This window comes from Streptomyces sp. MGP-P1 (genome assembly GCF_057766565.1).
The window spans coordinates 2,840,168-2,862,219 of sequence record NZ_JBYMEM010000007.1; the positions used below are offsets into that span (position 1 = coordinate 2,840,168).

At 72.7% G+C, this 22,052-nt stretch carries 14 protein-coding genes; 6 read left to right on the plus strand and 8 right to left on the minus strand.

The features are described 5' to 3' along the window. Nucleotides 1-19: 19 nt before the first annotated feature. The 6 genes from AC3CH1_RS34455 to AC3CH1_RS34480 form a co-directional block, all read right to left on the minus strand. Complete coding sequence (locus AC3CH1_RS34455; RefSeq protein WP_488466812.1) at nucleotides 20-778, minus strand: SDR family oxidoreductase; 759 nt, start codon at nucleotides 776-778, stop codon at nucleotides 20-22. Nucleotides 779-786: 8 nt separating this feature from the next. Then, nucleotides 787-1,671 carry a TauD/TfdA family dioxygenase gene (locus AC3CH1_RS34460; protein ID WP_488466461.1) on the minus strand — a complete coding sequence of 295 codons (885 nt, stop codon included), beginning with the start codon at nucleotides 1,669-1,671 and terminating at the stop codon, nucleotides 787-789. Between the two features lie 86 nt (nucleotides 1,672-1,757). Continuing rightward, nucleotides 1,758-3,026 carry an aspartate aminotransferase family protein gene (locus tag AC3CH1_RS34465; RefSeq protein WP_488466462.1) on the minus strand — a complete coding sequence of 423 codons (1,269 nt, stop codon included), beginning with the start codon at nucleotides 3,024-3,026 and terminating at the stop codon, nucleotides 1,758-1,760. Nucleotides 3,027-3,090: 64 nt separating this feature from the next. Next, on the minus strand, nucleotides 3,091-7,512 hold the full coding sequence (locus AC3CH1_RS34470; RefSeq protein ID WP_488466463.1) for an SDR family oxidoreductase: 4,422 nt from the start codon (nucleotides 7,510-7,512) through the stop codon (nucleotides 3,091-3,093). Continuing rightward, nucleotides 7,509-8,069: a DUF6309 family protein gene (locus tag AC3CH1_RS34475; RefSeq protein ID WP_488466464.1), complete on the minus strand. Its 561-nt coding sequence runs from the start codon at nucleotides 8,067-8,069 to the stop codon at nucleotides 7,509-7,511. Before AC3CH1_RS34475 ends, AC3CH1_RS34470 begins: the two co-directional genes overlap by 4 nt. Nucleotides 8,070-8,089: 20 nt before the next feature. Beyond that, nucleotides 8,090-8,938, minus strand: a complete 849-nt coding sequence (locus AC3CH1_RS34480; protein ID WP_488466465.1) for a phytanoyl-CoA dioxygenase family protein — start codon at nucleotides 8,936-8,938, stop codon at nucleotides 8,090-8,092. 839 nt (nucleotides 8,939-9,777) lie between these two features. On the opposite strand from AC3CH1_RS34480, the gene AC3CH1_RS34485 reads away from it, so the two are divergent. From AC3CH1_RS34485 to AC3CH1_RS34495, 3 genes are all read left to right on the plus strand, one after another. Beyond that, nucleotides 9,778-13,245, plus strand: coding sequence for a DNA polymerase III subunit alpha (locus AC3CH1_RS34485; protein WP_488466466.1), 3,468 nt, complete (start codon nucleotides 9,778-9,780; stop codon nucleotides 13,243-13,245). A 5-nt stretch (nucleotides 13,246-13,250) separates the two neighbouring features. Further along, on the plus strand, nucleotides 13,251-14,252 hold the full coding sequence (locus AC3CH1_RS34490; protein WP_488466467.1) for a DNA polymerase Y family protein: 1,002 nt from the start codon (nucleotides 13,251-13,253) through the stop codon (nucleotides 14,250-14,252). A gap of 205 nt (nucleotides 14,253-14,457) precedes the next feature. Continuing rightward, complete coding sequence (locus tag AC3CH1_RS34495; protein ID WP_488466468.1) at nucleotides 14,458-15,666, plus strand: esterase/lipase family protein; 1,209 nt, start codon at nucleotides 14,458-14,460, stop codon at nucleotides 15,664-15,666. Nucleotides 15,667-15,789: 123 nt separating this feature from the next. Here AC3CH1_RS34495 and AC3CH1_RS34500 read toward each other — a convergent pair whose 3' ends face one another. Then, the gene (locus AC3CH1_RS34500) at nucleotides 15,790-16,296 is read right to left on the minus strand and encodes a GbsR/MarR family transcriptional regulator (protein ID WP_488466469.1); all 507 of its coding nucleotides are present in this window, start codon (nucleotides 16,294-16,296) and stop codon (nucleotides 15,790-15,792) included. Between the two features lie 122 nt (nucleotides 16,297-16,418). Here AC3CH1_RS34500 and AC3CH1_RS34505 point away from each other — a divergent pair, with 122 nt between their 5' ends. Beyond that, nucleotides 16,419-17,414: an ABC transporter ATP-binding protein gene (locus AC3CH1_RS34505; RefSeq protein WP_488466470.1), complete on the plus strand. Its 996-nt coding sequence runs from the start codon at nucleotides 16,419-16,421 to the stop codon at nucleotides 17,412-17,414. Beyond that, nucleotides 17,411-19,072: an ABC transporter permease gene (locus tag AC3CH1_RS34510; RefSeq protein ID WP_488466471.1), complete on the plus strand. Its 1,662-nt coding sequence runs from the start codon at nucleotides 17,411-17,413 to the stop codon at nucleotides 19,070-19,072. Before AC3CH1_RS34505 ends, AC3CH1_RS34510 begins: the two co-directional genes overlap by 4 nt. A gap of 28 nt (nucleotides 19,073-19,100) precedes the next feature. Here AC3CH1_RS34510 and AC3CH1_RS34515 read toward each other — a convergent pair whose 3' ends face one another. Further along, entirely contained in the window at nucleotides 19,101-20,534 is a 1,434-nt protein-coding gene (locus tag AC3CH1_RS34515) for a hypothetical protein (protein ID WP_488466472.1), read from the minus strand. 194 nt (nucleotides 20,535-20,728) lie between these two features. On the opposite strand from AC3CH1_RS34515, the gene AC3CH1_RS34520 reads away from it, so the two are divergent. Further along, nucleotides 20,729-22,000, plus strand: a complete 1,272-nt coding sequence (locus AC3CH1_RS34520; protein WP_488466473.1) for a molybdopterin-dependent oxidoreductase — start codon at nucleotides 20,729-20,731, stop codon at nucleotides 21,998-22,000. Nucleotides 22,001-22,052: the final 52 nt, after the last annotated feature.

The following is a 22,052-nucleotide window of genomic DNA, read 5'->3' on the forward strand; positions in this document are numbered from 1 at the left end:
GTCCGCCTGTCGCGGGTGCTCAGCCACGGCCGACGAAGGGCATCGTGGTGGGGAGGACGGTGAGGGACTGCACATTGGCGGAGAGGGGCAGGGAGGCCATCAGCAGGAGGGCGTCGGTGAAGTGGGACACCGGCAGCGTCGCCTCCACCGCCTTGCTGCCGTCGGCCTGACGCGCGGGGGGCTGCGGGGCGCCGTCCGGGGGCTCCACGTTCCCCACGTCGAGCTGACCGCAGGCGATGCCGTGGGCGCGGCCGTCGAGGGAGAGCGAGCGGGTCAGACCGAGGACCGCGTGCTTCGCCGCGGTGTAGGCGGCGGAGTGCGGACGGGGTGCGTACGCGGACGGCGCACCGTTGTTGATGATCCGTCCGCCGGAGGGGTTCTGCTCGCACATGACGCGGAACGCCTCCCGCGAACAGAGGAACGTGCCGGTGACGATGGTGCCCAGCACCCGGTTCCAGTCGTCGAGGGCCACCTCGGCCACGGGGACGCGGGGCGCCGGGGCTCCGGCGTTGTTGAAGAGCAGATCGACCCTCCCGTACCGGTCGCGGGCGGCACGGAACAGCGCCGCGACCTCGTCGGGGCGGGTGATGTCGGTGGGGACGGCGAGAGCGTGCTCGTCCCCGGCCGGGGAGAGGGCGGCGGTCCCGTCCAGGGCGTCGGGACGCCGGCCGGCCAGCACCACGTTCCAGCCCCGGCCGAGCAGCGCCAGGGAGGCGGCACGGCCCAGCCCGCTTCCCGCGCCGGTGACGACTGCCGTACCACTCACGGCACCACTCATGGCGTCACTCACGGCGCCACCTCGTCCAGCCACAGGCGCAGGACCCGCCGGTGGTGCGGTTCGGGGCCGTCGGTGAACGGCGAACGGCCGTGCATGACCCGGCTGTTGCGGATGATCAACAGGTCTCCGGAGGTCAGGGTGACCGGGTAGGCGGTCTCCGGGCGGTTGAGAACCTCGTCCAGGACGTCCAGCGCCTCGGCACGTGCGGCGTCGAGCGGCGGGCGCCCGTCGCGTCCGGCGGAGGCCCGCACCGTACGGGACTGGTAGTAGCAGGTGACGGCGCCGTCCGGTCCGGTGGTGAGGATCGGGGTGAGGACGAGCTGGCTGCCCGCGCGGCCGGAGCGGTCGAAGTACCACTCCTGGCCGAGGAGTTCCAGCACGTCCGGGCGTTCGACGGCGAGGACGTCATGGATGTAGGGCGCTCCGGCCACACGTGTCGCGCCGCCCCGGGCGGCCGGCCGCAGACAGAGCAGGACGAGGAGGTCGCAGGTGTCGCAGTGGAAGGCGATCTCGTCCGGGTCCCCCTCCCGGTGCCGCAGCACCTGCGTCACGTCGCCCGCACCGTTCTGCGGCACGATCTCGCCGAAGTCCCGGACGAGCCGGGAGACCCGCTCGGTGACGTCCGCCTCCCGGCGGACGTCCGCGACGGCGTCGGCGGGGAAGAGTTGCCGCACGAGGGCGAACCCGAAGGCGTCGAGCCCCGTGCGGATGCGGGAGCGCAGGTCTTCCCAGACCGGGTCGGGCCCCCTTCCGGGGCCGCCGGCGGCCGACCACAGCCGGACGCGGTCCCGCTCGGTCGGGGCCAGGCGCCACACCTCGTGCCCGGCCTTGAGCCTGCTGGTGTCCCAAGCCCCGGAGGGGGTGGGCGCGTTGATGCGTGAAGCGTTCTCCATCGGGGTCCCTTCCGCTGTCCTGTACGTCGTGCCGGTCCGGCCCCGCACCGGGTGGGGGACCGGACCGATACCGCGGCGCGTGCTGTTCAGTCCTGTTCCCGGACGGCGGCCGCCACGGCCTTCGACCAGAGGGTGAGCGCCTCGTCGATCTGCTCGCCGGTGACGGTCAGGGCGGGGATCATCCGGACGGTGTTCCCCCAGACCCCGCAGGTCAGCAGCAGCAGGCCGAGTTCGGCGGCGGCCTGCTGGGCCCTGCCCGCGGTGTCCGGGTCGGGTGACCCGTCGGGCCGGCGGAACTCGCTGCCCAGCATCAGCCCACGCCCGCGGACGTCGGCGATGGCCGGGGTCCCCTCCGCGACGGTGTGCAGGCCGCGGGCGAGACGCGTGCCCTGCTCGGCCGCGTTGGCGACCAGCTTCTCATCGCGGATGACGTCGAGGGTCGCGAGGGCGGCCGCGCAGGCGACGGCGTTTCCCCCGTACGTACCGCCGTGGGAGCCGGGACGGGCGAGGCTCATGAGATCGGCGCGCGCGGCGATCGCCGAGAGGGGAAAACCGCTCGCCAGGCCCTTGGCCGTCACGAGGATGTCAGGGGTCGCGGCCCCGGTCTCGTACTCGTGCGCCCAGAACCGCCCGGTGCGGCCGAACCCGCACTGCACCTCGTCGAGGACGAGGACGATGCCGTACCGGTCGGCGCGTTCGCGCAGTCCGGCGAGGAAGCCGTCGGGGGCGGGAACGTAACCGCCTTCGCCCAGTACGGGCTCCACGACGAACGCGGCGGTCTCCTCCGGGGCGCTGGTGGTGGCCAGGACCCGGTCGAGGCCCCGCAGGGCGTACTCCACCGCGGCGGATTCGTCCAGGCCGAGCTCGAAGGCGTGCGGGAAGGGCGCGACCGCGACGCCCGGCATCAACGGGCCGGTGCGCGCCCGGAAGCGGGAGCCGGCCGTGGTCAGGGAAGCGGCGCCCATGGTCCGGCCGTGGAAGCCTCCGTCGAAGACGACCGCGTTGGGACGCCCGGTGGCCTGCCGGGCGAGCCGCAGCGCCGCCTCCACGGCCTCGCTCCCGGAGTTGGCGTAGAAGAGGGTGTCCAGGCCCTCGGGCAGGACCTCGCCCAGGCGTTCGGTCAGGGTGAGCAGCGGTTCGTGCAGGACGGTCGTGTACTGGCCGTGGATCAGCCGGCCCGCCTGTTCGCGGACCGCCTCGACGACCCGCGGATGGCAGTGGCCGGTGCTGGTCACGCCGACGCCCGCGGTGAAGTCGAGGTGGCGTCGCCCCTCCGCGTCGTAGAGGTACAGCCCTTCCCCCCGGACGGCGGTGACGGGAGTGGCCTGCTTCAGTACGGGTGACAGCCGGGGCATGGTTCACCTCACGGTTCGGGGGCCTGCGGCGGGAGCCTGCGGCCCGTGACGGGGGTACGTGTGCTCAGTGGCCGGCGGTGTCGGGCCGGGGCAGGAAGCCGGACTCGGTGGCCCAGGCCAGCGCGGAGGCCCACCACCGGGGTGTCGGGGCGGTGAACCGGACCCCCAGCCGGTCGAGTACGGCAAGGGTGTGCGAGGAGTCGGTCCGGACGTTGCGGTCCTCCAGCAGACTCCAGGCCGCGGCCAGCCGGACCTCCTCGGGGTGGTCGCCTTCCGCCCGGTCCAGCGCGGCTGCGAAGTCCTTCGCGTCGCGCAGCTCGACCCGGTGGCCGGACCGCCTTATCCAGCCCACCAGTTCGTCGTGGCCGACCTGGTGCGGGGTCTCGACGTGGTGGGCCCCGGGGGCCGCGTCCGCGTACAGGGCCAGAGCCGCGATCCCGGCGGCCACCGTGTCCACGTGACTGAAGGCGAACGTCACCCCCGCCAGGCGCGGGGCGGCTCCGGCCAGCAGATAGCCGCGCAGGGTCTGGTAGACGCGGTTGGTGGCGATGCCCCCGTGGAACGCGCCGGTGCGGCTGTGGGCGGCGACGTGGCCGCTCCGGTGGATGTGGCAGCGGCGGCCGGAGGCTGCCCACGCGCGGACCGTCTCCTCGGCGAGGAACTTGGATCGCTCGTACGGGGTGCGGAAGTGCTGGCCGATGCGCAGATCGGCCTCGCTGAACCGGCGGTTGGGGGCCGCCGGGTCGATGCCGCCGGCCACGGCGAGCGTCGAGATGTGGTGGAACCGGACCCCGGCCATGGCCTCGGCGTCGATCCAGGCCAGCAACCGCCGCACCCCGTCGTGGTTGGTGCGTTCCAGTTCCTCGGGCGGGGCGACCAGGCGGACGTCGGCGGCGGCGTGGACCACGACCTGGGCGTCCCGGGCGAGGGCACGCCCGGCCGCGGAGAGGCCCAGCCCTTCACGGCCGATGTCCCCGGCCACCACCCGCAGACCGGGCGAGAAGCGGCGCAGCCGGCCGGCGGCGTCCTGGTCGCGCTCTCCGCGTACCAGACAGGTGACCTGCGCGCCGCGCTCCAGCAGGGCGTCGAGGAGGTGCCCGCCCACATATCCCGTCGCCCCGGTGAGCAGTACGCGGGCCGGTTCGCGCACCACGCGGACCGCGGGGGACGAGGGCGGGGAGGGGTGCGCCCCCGGGTGGAGGGGCTGACCGGAGGTGGAGCGGGCGAGCCGGACCGGGCGGGGCGCCGTGGCGGCGGCCGTGGCCGCGACCACCCGGGCGAACCGGACCATGACCCCGTCGGCCTCGGTGTCGGGGACATCCGGCCGGGCGTGTACGAGGTCGGTCACCAGCCTGCCCTCGACGATGCGGGCCGTCAGCCGCAGCCGGTACACCGGATCGCCGCTGGGACACCGTGCGGTGCCCACCTGCTCCGCGGCGGGGTACCAGCCCAGAGTCGGCTCGGCCGGCAGCCGGAACGTACCCAGGAAGTTGAAGGCGGCCTCGGGACGCGGTCCGCCGATGTCCATCGGGAGCAGGCGCGCACGGCGCAGCCGGCGCTCCGCCCCGGAGACACGCGCCGCGATTCCGGCGTCGGGCCCAGCGGTTTTGGCGTCGGGCTCCGCGGTTCCGGGGCCGGGCCCCGCGCCGGCCGCCGTGGCCGGGGGGTCGGCGCTCACCCGGGTGATCGCGGTGAACCAGCCGACGGTGTCGAGGTGTTCGCCGCCGGTGTCCCGGCCGTGCGTCTCCACCTCGATGAGCGTCCGTGCGGCGGGGAGCCGGCCGGAGCACTCGGCTCCGCCCCGGTCCGCGTCACGGGTGACCGCGTCCGCGAACGCGGTGAACAGCAGCGCCTCCAGCCGCCGGGAACCTCCGTACCGTTCGACGAGCCGGGCGGTGGCCTCCTCGTCGAGGCCCCAGCTCACCGTCCCCGGCGGGGGAGGGGAGTCGGACCGGCCCCCGGGCGGCCGGGAGTCCGGGCCACCGATCGGGAAGGAGGTCACCGGCAGCGCCTGCTCGGGCCTGCTCGCGGCCCACCGGTAGAAGTCGGCCGCGGGCGGCAGACCGGGCGGCCGGCCCGACAGCGCGGCGCGGTAGGCGTGCGCCAGATCGTCGAGGATGACGCGCCACGACAGCCCGTCGACGACGAGGTGATGGGCGATCAGCGCCAGCCGGTCGTCGGTCCCGGGACCGCCCGAGAAGAGGTGGAAGCGGATGAGGCGGCCGGCCTCGGGGTCGAGGCTCCGCTGCAGTTCGGTCCCCAGGGCCGCGATCTCCTCCGCGACGTTCCCGGGGCGCTGGAGGTGGGAGAAGCCGACGAGATCCAGCTCGTCCAACGGCCGGGGAGCCCCCGCCCCGTGCGGCCCGACGGGGCGACGCAGCGCCGGGTGCCGCTCCACCACGGCCGCCGCCGCGGTGACGAGGGCGGCCGGGTCGACGTTCTCCGTACAGCGGAGCAGCACCGACTGGTTCCAGTGGCGGGGGTCGTCGACGCCCTGCCCGAAGAACCACCGCTGGGCGGGGGCGAGCGCGCCGGGCCCGTCGGGCAGGTCCGCGCCGGGCTCTTCGGCAGCGGCCCGCGGTGCCGTCGCGCGTACGGCGGCCGCCAGACGCCGGGAGGTGGGGTGGCGGTAGAAGTCCGCGTAGGCGGCGTGGTGCCCCTGGCGGCGGAGCTGGGAGATCGTGCGCATGGCGAGTATGGAGTCGCCGCCCAGCTTCAGGACGTCGGCGTCCGGATCCACCGCGGGCAGGCCCAGGGCCTCGGCCCAGAGCTCCGCTATCTCCTGTGCCAGGGGCGCCACTTCGGGCCCGGGAGACGGCGGGTTCCCGGCCCGTCCGGCCAGCACGGCGTCGAGGGCGGCCGCCAACCGTGGGGTGTCCAGCTTCCCGTTGGGGCCGAGGGGGAACTCCCTGAGCACGATGAGCGGCCGGGGCACGGAGTACGCGGGCAGGCGGCTGCCGAGGTGCGCACGCACGGCGTCGAGCAGCCGGTGCTCCTCCACCGCGCCGTCGGCGGGCAGGACGGCGGCCAGCAGCCGGTTGCCGGTGGCGGTGCCCCGTACGACGACGGCGCAGCGCTCGACGCCCGGGACCTGCCGGACGAGGTGCTCGACCTCGGCGGGGTCGACCAGATAGCCCCGGATCTTGGTCTGCCGGTCCAGCCGGCCGAGGAAGACGAGCTGCCCGTCGGGACGCCGTCGGCAGAGGTCGCCGGTGCGGTACGTACGGGCCCCTGCGTGCGGGACGAAGCGCCGTGCGGTCTGCTCGGGACGGCCGAAGTACCCGGCGCTGACGCCGCGTCCCCCGATGTGGAGGTGGCCGGACTCGCCCTCGGCGACGGGGGACCCGGCGCTGTCGAGCAGGTCGAGGGTCGCCTCGCCCAGCGGCGTGCCGATCGGGACCGTCTCCTCGTCCTCCGGCAGTTCCCCGGCCGATGTGGCGAGGAAACAGGCCGCCCCGACCGTCGTCTCGGTCGGACCGTAGTGGTTGAGGAGCCGGTGGACACCCTCGTCGTGCAGCAGTGAGGCGCCCAGGGACCGGGGGAGGGCCTCACCGCCGAGGATCAGCGTCCCCGGGCGGTAGGGAGCCGTCCCGCGCCGCGGGTCCGGGCGGTCCCTCCAGAGCTCCGCCATGTGGGAGGGGGTCGTCTTCACGACCGAACACCCCGCTTCGCGCAGCGCCGCCCAGCAGGCGGGGGCATCCCTGGCGTGCTCGTCGCCGACCACATGGGTGCGCCCGGCGGTGGCGAGGGCCAGCAGCCAGCTGGTGTGCCCCAGGTCGGCGGCGAGCGTGGTGAGGTGGGCGACGCACGGCGCGTCCGCCTCGGTGAGCTCCAGCCTGTCGCGCAGGGCCAGCGCGTAGTGCACCGCGTTGCCGTGGGTGACGACGACGGCCTTGGGCTCGCCGCCCGAGCCCGAGGTGAAGGAGAGATAGGCGGGATCGTCGCTTCCGACGCGAGGAGCGGGACGGTCCGGTGGAGGCGGTTCGTACGGTGCGGCGAGGAGGACGTCGGGGTCGGCATGTTCGACGTACCGGACCCCGGCGGCCGACACGGCCCGGACCTCCTCGTCCGACAGCGCGGCGGTGGTGAGCAGGCCGGCGGCGCGCACGGCCGCCAGCCTGCGCAGCCGGTCCTCCGCGCTCCAGGCCGTGTCGAGCGTCACCACGGCCGCACCCGCGCGGAGCACTCCGTGCAGCAGCACGAACAGCAGACTGTCCCGGCGGCCCAGGAGCGCCACCCGGTCGCCCGGTCCGATGCCCGCCCGTCGGAGTCCGGCGGCGACCCGGTCGGCCCCGGCCCCCAGCTCCGCGTACGTGATCGCCCGGGTGTGGTCCGTGACGGCCGGCCGGTGCGGGTGGAGCCGCTCGGCCCGGTGGAGGAGCCCGCACAGGGTGGAGGTCTCCGTGGGCGGTACCGTCGTGCGGCCCGGGGGCGCGTCGGCGGGTACCGGCGTCAAGGACCGGGGGCTGGTGGCGGACGTCGTCATACAGGTTTCCCTTCGCGGGGGGTCCCCAGGGAGGCGGGAGGGGTCTCGGCCGCCAGGTAGGCCGTCACGGTGGCCCCATCGCCCAGCCGCCCCGCGACCTCCCACCCGACCATGCGGTGCAGCCCGTCGAGGTGGATGAGTCCCTCCCGGACCCGTACGTCGGAGTAGTCCGGGTGGTCCACCGGGCGGGCGCTGAGGTAGACCGCCGTGAACGGGGCACGGGAGAACCGGTCGAGCTTCGCCGCGCAGACCGGATCGGCCTCGGTGTATCCGGCCGGATCGGCACGGATCAGATCCGCGGCGCGACCGACCGTCAAACCCTCTCTCGGCACCAGTTCACGCGTACCGCCTTCACTGGTGTGCCAGGGGAGGACCACGTGGAGAATATCGGCCCGGCCGAGTTCGATGCGATACCAGGAACCGAACAGGGAATGCGCCCGGCGCAGATTCTCCTCACCGTCCTCATTGGTGTTCGCCCGGTGCGGGCGGTCTGCCGGATGGTCCCGCCCATAAACACGCAGAACTTCGGAGAATGCGACGGCTTCCACAGCGCTCATGGAAGATCTTCCCACAGTCGTCATCGGCCCCCCGCTCCCGGAAACTCCGTGAAGTGCCGCTCATCGAAAAGTTCCGGCCATTGGCCGCGGTCGAGGTCCAGTTCCCTGGCCCGGGCGAGCATGTACCGCCAATACGGCTTCACCGGCCGCCACCGCGCACCGGTGCGGCAGTAGGAGGCGTCGACGAAGTACCGGTTGCGTCCGGCCACGGGGGACAGCGCGGGGCGGCGGGCGTGGAAGACCGCCGAGTTGATCAGAACCGTCGAACCGGGCGGCAGCCGGTCGATCACCACCTCCCCGGGCAGTGCGGTCGTGCCGAGTGCGGCGCGGAAGTCCTTGGGCACGTCCTCACGGTGCGATCCGGGCAGCACGGCGAGGCTGCCCACCGCCTCGTCCAGCCCGCCCAGGTAGTGCAGCGCGTGCACCATCGGTAACGACCTGTCCCCCAGGTCGTTGGGTTCATGGTCGTGATGCCATGGTTTGCCGGAGTCCCCGGCCCCCTGTCGCTGGCTGTGCAGGTGGTGATGGGCGAACGCGCCGCCCATGACGTCGGCCAGGACGGCCATCAGGGGCGGATGCGCCAGCAGTTCGCCGTGGGCGGGGAGCTCCAGCTCCAGCACCGGGGGGCGGGCTCCCGCCTCCGGACCGGTACTGCAGGCGATGGAACGGTCGCGCAGCCCCTCGTCCATCCACCGGTCCACCTCGGGCACCAGACGCGCCAGGAGCGGAGGGGGCAGGAGCGCGGGGAGGACCAGATAGCCGCGTTCCTCGAAGTTCTTCCGCTCTTCGGTGGGGTCGACGCGGGGCTTGGCCCGGGAGTCCGTGTTTTCGCCGAATTCCGTTTCGGCGGGGCTGAAGGAAGATCGCAAGATGTACAGTCCTCCGCTCAAGAGGTTGAGTACATTTCTCTTCGCGTGCCTGGCATATCTGGCGTGCTCGGTGCGCTTCGCGTTCTTCGCCGAGGAGTGCTCGGCTTTCGCCGAGAGCCACTCGATTCGGCGTCGGAGTTCGGGCCGGCCGGCCCAGGGCGTGGAACGGGATGCGACGCTATCCCGAGGTGACCCGGACCACAAGCAATGATTTTCGGTCACCGAATTCGATCATCGTGGGCGTTGGTCATCCGCTGCTCACCTGTTGCGCGGTTCGAGCGGATATCAAAGAATTCCGGCCGCCGGCTCCGGCTCCGGCTCCCAGCGCCTGGCTCCCGCCCCTGGCTCCCGGTCCCGGCTTCCGGCTCCCGCCCCCGGATCCCGGCCCGGGCTCGGCCTCGGGCTGCTCCGCCGCCCCGGGCGCCTCCTCTGCCCGGCCTCTGCCCGGCGCGCCCCCGCCGAGAGGTCTCTGGCTTGAATTATTCGAACGTTCGAGCGAATATCGAAGAGTGTGGCATGGATCGGCAGGTAGGCGGGGCGTGGATCGGGTCGGCGGCGGCGCAGGCGGGTCCGGATCTGGCCACCGGTCTGGTGGTGAGCGACCCGGGGTCGCGTGCGGCCCGCGTGCTCGCCGTGCCGCTGAAGTCGGCGCCGGTGTCCCGCCGTGTCGGTTCCGTGCGTTCGAGGTGCGCTCTCACGAGAGGGCGTCTTCTGGCCACGTCAAGATCGGTTGGCTGAAACTGTTCTATCGAACTATTGTGCGAGTGAATCGGATGCGACGTCCTGCCAGCAGGACGCCGGACGAGCGGGGGGTGCCAGAGCAGATTCGGAGGTGCGCGATGGCTGTTTTCACGCATCTCCACGTCGCTTCCGGGTTCTCCGCCCGCTACGGCGCCTCGCATCCGCAGGACCTGGTGCGCCGGGCGGCGGAGCTCGGCATGGGTGCGATCGCGCTGACCGACCGGGACAGTGTCACCGGCGCCGTGCGGCACGCGAAGGCGTGCCTGAGCGCCGGGGTACGCCCGATCTTCGGGGTGGATATCGCCGTCCCGGCGTTCGACACGGCGAAGACTCCTCGCCGCCCGCGCACCCCGGTCCGCGGCGGTGGGCACGTGGCGGAGCCGCGCCTGAGGATCACGCTGCTGGCAGGCTCCGTGAGCGGATGGGCGCGTATCTGCCGTCTCGTCTCCGCGGCCTACGCGCATCCGGTCGACGGCTTTCCGGTCGCCTCGTGGGAGGCGCTGCGGGAGGGCTTGGGCGAGAACGTGGTGGCGATCCTCGGGCCGACCTCCGAGCCTGTACGTGCGCTGGCCGCCGGGCGACCGGACGTCGCGGAAAGGCTGCTCGTCCCGTGGCGGGAGATCGCGGGCCGGGGACTTCTCCGGCTGGAGGCGGTCGCCTACGGCCTGTCCGGACTGGGCGCGGGATCGGTGCGGCTGGCCGCGCACACCCTTGCTCTGGGCGACCGGCTCGGCATCCCGACGGTGCTCACCAACGCGGTGCGGTACGAGCGGCGAGAGCAGCACCGCCTGGCCGACGTGCTGGACGCCGCCCGGCTGCTGCGTCCGATCCCGCAGCGTGGACCGCTCGACCCGGGCGAGCGGTATCTGAAGTCCGGGGCCGAGATGGCCGAGGTGGCGGAGCGGGTGGCCGCGGCCGCGAGCGCCCCGGCCGGGCGGGGGCGGCGTCTGGTCGAGGAGACGGCGGCTACCGCCGAGCAGTGCACGGTGGACCCGGTGCGCGACCTCGGCCTGGGACGGGCACACTTCCCCGAGCCGTACGTGGTGGGAGCCGGAACCCGGCCGGGGGACGGGATGCGGTTGCTGCGGCAGCGCAGTGAGGCCGGGATGACCGCCCGCGGCCTCGACCGGGACGTACGGGCGATGGATCGGCTCGGCTACGAGCTCGGCGTGATCGAACGCCGCGGATACGAGGCGTACTTCCTCGCGGTGGCCCAGGTCGTCGCGGACGTGCGGTCCATGGGGATACGGGTCGCCGCCCGCGGCTCCGGTGCCGGGTCCATGGTCAACCACAGCCTTTTCATCGCCACGGCCAACCCGCTCTCGCACCGGCTCCTGTTCGAACGTTTTCTCAGCGAGCGCCGCACCGCCCTGCCGGACATCGACCTCGATGTCGAGTCCGACCGGCGCCTGGAGGTCTACGACCGGATCTTCGAACGGTTCGGCTCCGAGCGGGTGGCGGTCACCGGGATGCCGGAGACCTACCGCGCCCGTCACGCCCTGCGCGACACGGGGCTCGCGCTCGGCATCCGCCCGCAGACCGTCGACAGGATCGCCAAGAGCTTTCCGCACATCCGCGCGTGCGACATCGGCTCCGCCCTGTCCGAGCTGCCCGAACTGCGGCAACTCGCGGCCGAGGCCGACCGGTACGGCCCGCTGTGGGAGCTGGCCGAGGGCCTGGACGCCCTGCCGCGCGGCTTCGCCATGCACCCGTGCGGCGTGATCCTTTCCGACGCGAGCCTGCTCGGCCGCCTCCCCGTGCAGCCCGCTCCGGGAGGCGCGTATCCGACGGTGCAGGCCGACAAGCACGATGTCGAGGACCTCGGCCTGCTGAAGCTCGATGTCCTCGGCGTGCGCATGCAGTCGGCGATGGCGCACTCGGTCGCCGAGATCCGTCGCACCACAGGCCGGCACATCGACCTCGACAGTCCCGACCACGTCGACCTCGCCGACGAGTCCACCTTCGAACTGATCCGCAGTACCAAGGTGTTGGGGTGCTTCCAGCTCGAGAGCCCAGGACAGCAGGATCTCATCGCGAGACTCCAGCCACGGCACATGCAGGACGTGATCGCCGACATCAGCCTCTTCAGGCCCGGCCCGGTCGCCGGGGGCATGCCCGCGAGGTTCATCGCCGCCCGGCACGGGGTCGAGGAGCCGCGTTATCCCCACCCCGACCTTGTGCCGATCATGGACGACACGTACGGGGTGGTGATCTGGCACGAGCAGATCATGATGATCCTGGCCACGATGACCGGCTGCGACCGTGCTGCCTCGGACGTCGCACGCCGCGCCCTCGCCGACGCCCGGCGGCTGCCGAAGGTGGAGGTGTGGTTTCGCCGCTGCGCCGGCGAGCGCGGCTACACCCCGGAGGTGATCGGCGAGGTCTGGGGCATCGTCAAGGAGTTCGGGGCCTACGGATTCTGCCGCGCGCACGCCGTGGCCTTCGCGGTCCCGGCCGTCCAGTCGGCGTGGCTCAAAACGCACTACCCCGCCGCGTTCTTCGCCGGGCTGCTCCAGCATGATCCCGGCATGTGGGCGCCCCGCGTCCTGGTCCAGGACGCGAAGCAGTTCGGAGTGGAGATCCTGCCGGTCGACGTCAACACCTCCCGCAGCGCACACAGCGTCGAGCCGACCGGGAACGGCTGGGGCGTACGGCTCGCGTTGTCCACGGTGCGCGGGATCACCGAGGCGGAGAGCGCCCGCATCGAAGCCGGGCAGCCGTACGCCGGGCTGCAGGATCTGTGGCTGCGCGCCCGCCCGTCCCTGCCTCTCGCCCAGCGCCTCATCAAGATCGGAGCTCTCGCTCCGCTGCAAGGCGGGCTGACCCGGCGGGATCTGCTGTTGCAGGCCACCGAGCTGCACCGCTCCGCACGCAATCGGACCGCGATCGACGGCCAACTGCCGCTCGGCGACGAGACGCACACGGGCGAGCCGGCCGGGCTGCCCGAGATGACCGGCCGCGATGTGATGAGCGCCGAGATCGACGTGCTCTCCATCGACGTCAGCCGTCATCTGCTCGAACACCACCACCGGCTGCTCGCCGAGCTCGGCGCGACCGACGCCCACCACGTGCAGGCGATGCACCGCGGACAGCAGGTGCTGGTCGCCGGCGTTCGGGCATCGACCCAGACGCCGCCTATCCCGTCCGGCAAGAGGGTCATCTTCGTGACCCTGGAGGACGGCTCCGGCCTCGTGGACCTCGCGTTCTTCGAGGACTCCCACGCCACCTGCGCGCACACGGTGTTCCACTCCGGCCTGCTCCTGGTCCGCGGAGTCGTCGAGGAACGCGGCGCCCGGCGCACCGTGGTCGGGCAGGCGGCCTGGGACCTCGAGGAAGTCGCCACCACCCGCCGCGACCTGGGCCCCGAAGCCGCTCTCGGCCTGCTGGGCCGCACCACACCCGCCCCCACACCCGCCCGCGGTGACAGCACGCCGGGTGCGGGCCGGACACTCGAAGACGGAACGGCCGGGGCGAAGCTCAACGCCTGGAGCGATCTGCGGCCCGCCGGGTCCCGCTCCGCCGACCTGCGGCGCCTGGGACATCGATCTCCCGGATCGGCGGGGTGAGCGCCATGACCACCACCCGAGCCCGAAGCATCCTGCGCGTTCAGCTCCACGACCTCGGCCCCGCCGGCCAGGAGACGTACGAGAGGGCCCTCGCGCTGCTGCGTGATCTCACCCCGCTGGTGCAGGCCCTCCCGCCGGACGCCGCCGACCTCGATGTCACCGGCGCCCTGCGGTTCTTCGACCGGGACACGGGTGGCCTGGCGACCATGGCCGCACTCCGCCTGGCCGCACACCTCGGGCTACGCGCGACGATCGGCGCCGGCCCGAACCGGATGCTGGCCGCGATGGCGGCCGACACGACCGCTCCCGGCCAGGTCACCGTCGTCGACCCGGCCCCCGGGGCAGTCGCCGCGTTTCTCCGTCCCAAGCCTGTCGGCACCCTCCACGGGGTCGGCCCGGCCACCGCCCGAACGCTCGGGGAGTACGGCCTCCACCGCATCGGCGACCTTCTCGACGTTCCGCTGCTGACGCTGCAGCGCATCCTCGGCAAGACCACCGCCGTGACGCTGTCGCAACGGGCCCGCGGCCTGGACCCGCGCCCGGTCACCTCCGAGACGGCGCCCAAGTCCACCGGTTTCTCCCACGAGTTCAGCCACGACGAGCTCGACCCCGCCGCACACCGCCGGGCCCTGCTCGACCTCTGTGAACGTCTCGGACTGCGGCTGCGCACCACCGGCCAGGTCGCCGCGCGGCTCGCGCTGAGCATCTCGTACGCCGACGGCGCCACGACGCAGCGCTCGCGCACGCTGGAGGAGTACACCGCTCACACGCCGGCACTCGGCGCTGCCGCGTACGACCTGTACTCCCGCTTCGGGCTGCAGCGCGCCCGTGTCCGCACGATCACCGTTCGCGCGGACGTCACCGAGGCCCAGTACGCCGTCCAGCAGTTGCTCCTGGACCCTGCGGACGGCAAACGGCGCCGCATCGAGAAAGCCGCCGATCGGGCGCGGGCCCGCTTCGGCGATCAGGCGATCCGCCCGGGCACCCTCGCCCGGCCGCGGCGGTGACCGCGGCCCTCCTGCGGCAGGGCGTCCAGGAACGGGCGTCGCGGGCCGGGACCGCAGCGGTGCTGGAGCATCTCCCGGACGCACGGAGCACGTCTTTTCGCTCATGATCATCAGATGTGGTGAACTCCCCGGCTCCCCGGAGTGATACGCCCATACCGCCCACCATGATGAGGTCGTCCCGCCCACCTCCCCCAGGAGTACGACGATGTCAGAGACGTCCGAACCCAATGTCGGCGCCTTCACCCTCGGAGGCCCGCTCACCGCTGAGCCGGCCGGGACCGTCGAGGTACCGGAGCACGAGGAATGGCCCCTGCCGAACGGCTTCGCCTGGGTCTTCCCCGGCGAGGGCAACAACGGCAACCTCGTCCGGCCCGTGATCATGGCCGACGGCTTCAACCTCGGCCGGAGCAAGCTCGACGTGCTCTACCACGGGCTGGAGAGCGGCAGCTTCCCCTTCATCAGCGAGCTGCGCCGTCGCGGCAGGGACGTGATCCTCCTCGGCTTCGAGGAGCGCAGCGCGTCGATCCTGGACAACGCGGAGGCGGCGGTGGCCGCCATCCTGCGGGCGACGGCCGAGCAGGTGGGCGACACCCGTCTCGTCGTCGGCGGATTCAGCATGGGAGGCATCGTCACCCGCTACGCACTCGCCAAGCTCGAAACGCAGCGGATGGACCACAGGACCGCGCTGTACTTCTCCTACGACAGCCCGCACCGCGGCGCTTCCATCCCCGTCGGCGTGCAGGCGTTCTCGCACTTCATCCCGTTCCCGAACGACTTCGCGCGGCAGATGAACAGCCCGGCCGCGCGTCAGATGCTGTGGCAGCACTACGACAAGGACACCGAGAAGATCACGGTCGCCCCGGAGCGCACGGAGTTCCTGGCCGCCCTGGACCGGGTCGGCCACTGGCCGCAGATCCCGAGGAAGATCGCCGTGGCCAACGGCCGCGCCGACGGCATCGGTCTGCCGGACGTGAAGCCCGGCGAGGTCGCCCTGCGCATCGACCGGATCTACCCCGGCACCACCTTCTACACCCAGGCCCAGGGCGACGACGTGACGGCCGCGTACCTGAACCGCAGGTTCCCCAAGGCCGAGAGGACCATCGCGACCAACGGCTTCCCGGAACTGGACGGCGCGCCGGGCGAAACCCTGCACACGTACAAGATCCTCTCCGGGGCGATGGAGAAGCTCGGCGGCAAGATCGACCTGCGCCACGAGGAGGTCTGCTTCGTCCCCACGGTCAGCGCGGTCGCGATCCGCGACATCGAGAAGCAGGACGACCTGTACGCGAACGTCGATGACCTGGACCCGCAGGAGAGCGAACTCGACGATTTCCTCTGCTCGTCCACGACCACCGCGCACACGGGCATCACCGAGGAGCTGTGCACCTGGATCCTGGACCGGCTCCCCAGCTGATCCGCGTCCCACGTCCGGCGGGGCTGCCGTCCGATCGCACCCGGGCGGCAGCCTTCGACCGCGCCCACGGGTCGGCGGTGAACTGACGGCCGCTGAGGAAGTGCCCGGCAGGGCGGTGCTTCCTCAGCCGCCGAGGTGTTCGGCCCGGTGCGCGGCCCAACGTTCCATCATCGACCCGAGTTCCTTCTCCAGGAACCGGAAGAACTCCAGGGTGTCGTTGATCCGGCGTCCCTGCGGGGTGTCCAGGCCGAGCCGGTCCACGCCCTCCTCCATCGTGGCCTGCCAGTTCTTCAGAATGGTGTCCCGCTTCAGCAACGCCTCGTACCACTGGTCGCCCTGCACGCGATAGCGCTCACGCCGGGACCCGGGCTCCCGCTCGCGGCTGACCATGTTGACCTGGGCGAGATAGCGGACGGCTCCCGACACGGCCGCCGGGCTGACCTTCAGCTGCTCGCCCAGCTCTGCGGAGGTGAGTACGCCCCGCTCCGACGAGAGCAGGGCGGCGAAGACCCTGGCCGGCATGCGCGCCATACCCGCTTGGACCAGCTGGGCGGCGAAGTGCTCCACGAACCGGGAGACCGCCGTCTCGTCGTCGCCGTCCACGCGGCTCTCTTTCCGCCGCTCATCCATGCTCCGACCCCGGTCCCTGTGGCCCTGACGCCCGTGTGCGCCCGCGTGCTCGGCCACTCTATCCAGCGATTCATACAGTTTCTTAACTTCACACTCTTCTGAAAGAAGCGTACTTTCGGAAGATGAAGAAGGCAATCACCGTCGCCGGACTGCACAAGTCGTTCGGTCGGACGCACGCCCTCACCGGCCTCGACCTCGCCGTCGAAGTGGGTGAGGTCCACGGCTTCCTCGGACCCAACGGGGCCGGCAAGTCCACGACGATCCGCATCCTGCTGGGGCTGCTGCGCGCCGACTCCGGCGGGACCCAACTCCTCGGCAAGGACCCGTGGAAGGACGCGGTCGAGCTGCACCGGCGGCTCGCCTACGTCCCCGGGGACGTGGAGCTGTGGCCGGGCCTCACCGGAGGAGAGGCCATCGACCTGCTGGCGAAGCTGCGCGGCGGCCTCGACCGGCGAAGGCGCGACGAACTCATCGAACGGTTCGACCTCGATCCGGTCAAGAAGGGCCGCGCCTACTCCAAGGGCAACCGGCAGAAGGTCGCCATCGTCGCCGCGCTCGCCTCCGACGCCGAACTTCTCCTCCTCGACGAGCCCACGGCGGGCCTCGACCCCCTGATGGAGGTCGTCTTCCAGGACGTCATCCTCCAGGCCAAGGCGGCGGGGAAGACCGTGCTGCTCTCCAGCCACATCCTGGCCCAGGTGGAGAAGCTCTGCGACCGCGTCAGCATCGTCCGCCGGGGCCGCACCGTGCAGTCGGGCACGCTCGGCGAGATGCGCCACCTCACGCGCACGACCGTCGAGGCCGAGACCGAGCGCCCGGCCGCCGGACTCGACGCCCTGCCCGGTGTGCACGGACTGAAGGTGATGGATCGGAGAGTGAACTTCGCCGTGGACGGAGCACACCTCGACGCCGCGCTCCGCAAGCTCGGAGAGTTCGGCATCCGGAGCCTGACCAGCCACCCGCCGACGCTCGAAGAGTTGATGCTGCGCCACTACGGCGACGAGCTCGCGTCCAACGGCCGTACGGGGAAAGGCGACCCCGCGCCCTCCGACGCGCCGACGCACTCCGACGGGCCCCCCTCCACCTCCACCGGCGCAAAGGGCGGCGTTCCCCGATGACCAGCACCGTCGCGCCGCTCGACGCCTCCGGAAGGGCCGTGCCCGCCAGGGCCGCCTCGGTCGCCTTCACCGGTACCGGGACCCTGGTCCGGTTCGGACTGCGCCGTGACCGCGTCCGCATGTCCGTATGGCTGCTCGCCCTCACCCTGGGCACGTTGGCCACGGCGTCCGAGTACAAGGCGCTGTACTCCACCCCCGAAGAACGCGCCACCGCCGTCGGCTCCATGGACAGCCCGGCCGCGCTCGCCATGACCGGCCCTCGTCACTATCTCTCCGACTACACCGCCGGCGCGATGCTCGGTCACCAACTGCTCGGCTTCATGGCCGTCCTGGTGGGTCTGATGAGCATCCTGATCGTCACCCGCCACACCCGCGACGAGGAGGAGACCGGCCGCGCCGAACTGGTCCGCTCCACCGTCGTCGGGCACCACGCTCACCTCGCCTCCGCACTGGCGCTCGCCGTCGTGGCCAACCTCGCGCTCGCCCTGCTGCTGACCCTGGGCCTCACCGCGATGGGAATCGACGGAATCGGCCCCGGCGGGGCGCTGCTGTACGGCCTCACCCACGCCGCGATCGGGCTCGTCTTCGCCGGGATCGCGGCGGTCACCGCGCAGATCACGGCGCACACCCGGGGCGCCTCGGGCATGGCGCTCGCCGCGATCGGCGCCGCCTACGTGCTGCGGGCCTCCGGCGACGTGGGCAACGACGCCCTGTCCTGGCTGAGCCCGATCGGCTGGATCCAGCGCACCTATGTCTTCGTCGACGACCGGTGGTGGCCGTTGGCGCTCTGCCTCGCCCTCGCCGCGCTGACCGCGGCGTACGGATTCGTCCTGAGCACCCGACGCGATGTCGGCGCGGGCCTGCGCGCCGCGCGGCTCGGCCGGCGTACGGCGTCCGACGCCCTCACCCGGCCCTTCGGCTTCGCCCTGCGGCTGCACCGGGCGACGCTGCTGGGCTTCGGCGCCGGGTTGTGCCTGATGGGTGTCATGTACGGCTCGATCCTCGGCGAGGCGGCCGACATGGTGAAGGACATCGAACAGGTCCAGGAGGCGCTGGCGAAGATCGGCGGCGCCACCGTGGCCGAGTCGTTCGCGTCCATGGTGATGGTGGTCGTCGCGGTGGTCGCCGCCGTGTACGTCGTGATGGCCGCGCTGCGACCGCGCGCGGAGGAGAGCGCCGGCCGCGCCGAACCGCTCCTGGCCACCGGCCTCTCCCGGAACCGCTGGCTCGGAAGCCATGTGGCCGTCGCACTGGCCGGCGGCACCGCGCTGCTGGTCCTCGCCGGACTGTGCTTCGGCCTCTCGGGCGCGGCGTCGGCGGGGGACGGGGGCCTGGTCCTCGACCTGGTCCAAGCGGCCGCCGCGTACGCCCCCGCCCTGTGGGTGACCGTCGGCGTGGCCGTCCTGCTCTTCGGCTGGTTCCCGCGTGCGGGAGCGGTGGCGTGGATCGTGCCCGTGTACGCGTTCCTCGTCGGGTACCTGGGGCCGATCCTCCAGCTCCCGGACTGGATGGAGAACCTGTCGCCCTTCGGCCATGTGCCGCGACTCCCGGCCGCCGGGATGGACTGGACCCCGCTGCTCGCCCTGACCGCCGTCGCCGCCGGACTGATCCTGCTGGGGCTGATGGGCTTCCGTCGCCGGGACCTGGAGACCAAGTGACGCACACGAATGCTGTGCTGACGTCACCTCACCATCCGGTCCACAGCAGGTGGTTGATCAGCAGAGCCGGAATCGCCGACGCGGCCAGCCACCACCGCACACCCCGGCGGGGGAGCAGCGCCGTCGCCGGCAGCAGCCACAGCAGGAACGGCTGCCAGATGCGCTCGGTCTCCGCCTTGCTCATGCCGGAGAGGTCGGCGGCGAGCAGCGCCGCCAGCGCCGCCAGGACGAGCAGCGCGAGCCTCGCTTCCGGGGAGGCCGCCGCTGAGCCGCCCCGCAGTGCCCGTACGGCACCGGGCGCGGCCGCCGCGCTCCGGCGCAGTCCGGCGACGGCGGCGAGCCCGGCCGCCAGGGTCGCGCAGGCCAGGTTGGCCCAGACCCAGTAGCCGTACGGGCGGACGCCGCCCGCGCCCTGGTAGTAGCGCTCGACCAACAGGTGGTATGCGGTCCACCAGTTGAACCCGGCGAGCGTGAAGGCCACCGGGACCACGAGGGCGCCGAGCAGGAACAACGGCACCGGGCGGGCGGTCCGGATGAGCACCAGCACCGCCAGCAGGACGGCCGCCATCAGCCCCAGCCCGTAACTGAGGTAGCAGGTCCACCCGAACAGCAGACCCCCGCCGACCGCCGCCACGGCCGGGAAGCGGACCCGGCGGGTGGCGGCCAGCGCGAGCAGCGCCACCGACCAGGCGGCCACGGCCGTGAAGTAGCCGTCGGCGGAGACGCCCGCCCAGACGGCGGCCGGGGCGAGGACGAGGAAGGGCCCGGCGCGCCGGGCCAGGCGCTCCCCGGCCAGCAGGCGCACGGTGATCAGGGCGGCCAGCACCCCCGAGGCGCCCACCACGACGCAGAAGACGGCCGCCCAGGCGCCGCCACCGAGACCGATGCGGTCCAGCCACACGAAGGTCAGCGTCGCCCCCGGCGGGTGCCCGGCGATATGCGCGGGCCAGTTGCCGGGTTCGCCGATCACGATGTGGTTCGTGAAGTCGCGCAGGGTGGCGGGAATGTCCTCGAAGCGGTCGATGACCCGCAGGTACTCGTGCTTCGTGGTGAGCCGCTTCGCGACGCCCCGGTGCCAGCCGTCGATCAGCGCCATCGAGAAGACCCAGGTCATGGACCCGGCCCAGGCAGCGGCCAGCAGCCCGCGCCAGGGCAGCCGGGCGGCGAGCGCCGGGCCGTGAACGACCACGAGGACCGCCATGATCAGAGCGGCCGACGTGCCCGGCCCCAGGTGCGGGTCCCAGGAGGCCAGCAGCGGCGGCCACTGGGCGCGCAGACTCCCGTCCCGGTTCTGGATGACATGGCCGACGATCACGGCGGCCGTGACCAGCAGCACGCCCGCCGCGGCGGCGACCAGGTCGGCCCGCCCCGCGCGCCGGGCGCGGTCGTGGTCCGGTGGTGCGGGCGGGCCGTGCCCCGTGCCGTCGGCGGTGTCCGTGGGGGTGGCGTTCTCGGTCTTCACGCTGGCACGCTATGCACACCGGGGCGCGATCGGGCGGTACGGCAGGGCCGCGTCACGGAACCGTCAGATTCACTCTTCAGGCGGCGATGCGCGTCGCGGCGATGCCCGTTTCCCCGTCCTTCCGGCGCGACGTCAGAATTCCGTCAGGAGTCGCGTCCGCCCGTCGGCGATGTTCCCCGCCTAGCGTCGGCCTCATGCCCGAACGCCGTCGCATCCGCTCCCTCCCCAACTCCCTCCGCGCCCCGCGCACCCCCGCCGACCCGGCATTCTGGCGCAGCCCCGTGCGCGGAGCGCGCTTCACCGCCGTGCTCGGCGTCATCCTGCTCGCCGGACTCACCCTGCTGTTCGTCACGGGTCTGCTCTCCTACGCGGCCTACAACCCCGACCTGAACCGGGTCAACGACAAGACCCCGGGCAAGGGGTGGCTCGGCTTCTACCTATTCTCCTGGCCGACCGGCCCGCACTGGCTCTACCGGCTGACCCAGGGCCTGCACGTCACCGTCGGCATCGTGCTCGTCCCCGTCCTGCTCGCCAAACTCTGGTCCGTGGCCCCCCGGCTCTTCGCGCTGCCGCCCGCCCGCTCCGTGGGCCACGCCCTGGAGCGGATCTCGCTGCTGCTGCTCGTGGGCGGGGCGCTGTTCGAGTTCCTCACCGGACTGCTGAACATCCAGCTGGACTACCTCTTCCCCGGGTCGTTCTACACCCTGCACTTCTACGGGGCCTGGGTCTTCCTCGCCGGGTTCGTCACCCATGTGGCGCTCAAGATGCCACAGGCCGTACGGGTGTTGCGGAGCGGCATCCCGCGCGGCGAGGCGGACACCCTCACCGCCCCGGACCCACTGCCCGCCACCCTGTCCCGGCGCGGCGCGCTGGCCCTCGTCGGGGCCGGTTCGCTGCTTCTGCTGGTCACCTCGGCCGGTCGCAGCTTCGACGGGCCGCTGCGCCGCATCGCGCTCCTCACCCCGCGCGGCGGCACCGACCCGGGGCCCGGCCCGAACGCCTTCCAGATCAACAAGACCGCCGCCGCCCTACGGATCAGGCCCGCCGACACCGGTGAGCGCTGGCGGCTGACGGTACGGGGGCCGGCCGGGGAGCTCCGCTTCTCCCGGGCCGAACTGCTGGCCATGGAGCAGCACGGCGCCGCGCTCCCGATCGCCTGCGTGGAGGGCTGGTCCACCTCGGACCAGCGGTGGCGCGGAGTGCGGCTCTCCGACCTGGCGGCGCTCGCCGGATACCCGGACCGGCCGCCGGGCGTGTTCGTCGAGTCGCTCCAGCGCAGCGGCTCGTTCCGCAAGGCCGCGCTCCGCGACAACCAGGTCCGCGACGGCCGCTCGCTGCTGGCACTGGAGGTGAACGGCGCACCGCTGTCGCCCGACCACGGCTACCCGGCCAGGATCATCGTCCCCGCCGCGCCCGGGGTGCTGAACACCAAGTGGGTCGAGACCCTGACGTTCGGAGAGCTGTGATGTCCACCCGAGCCGTACCGCCCGCCGCCGCCGCCCGCCGCCCGCGTTTCTC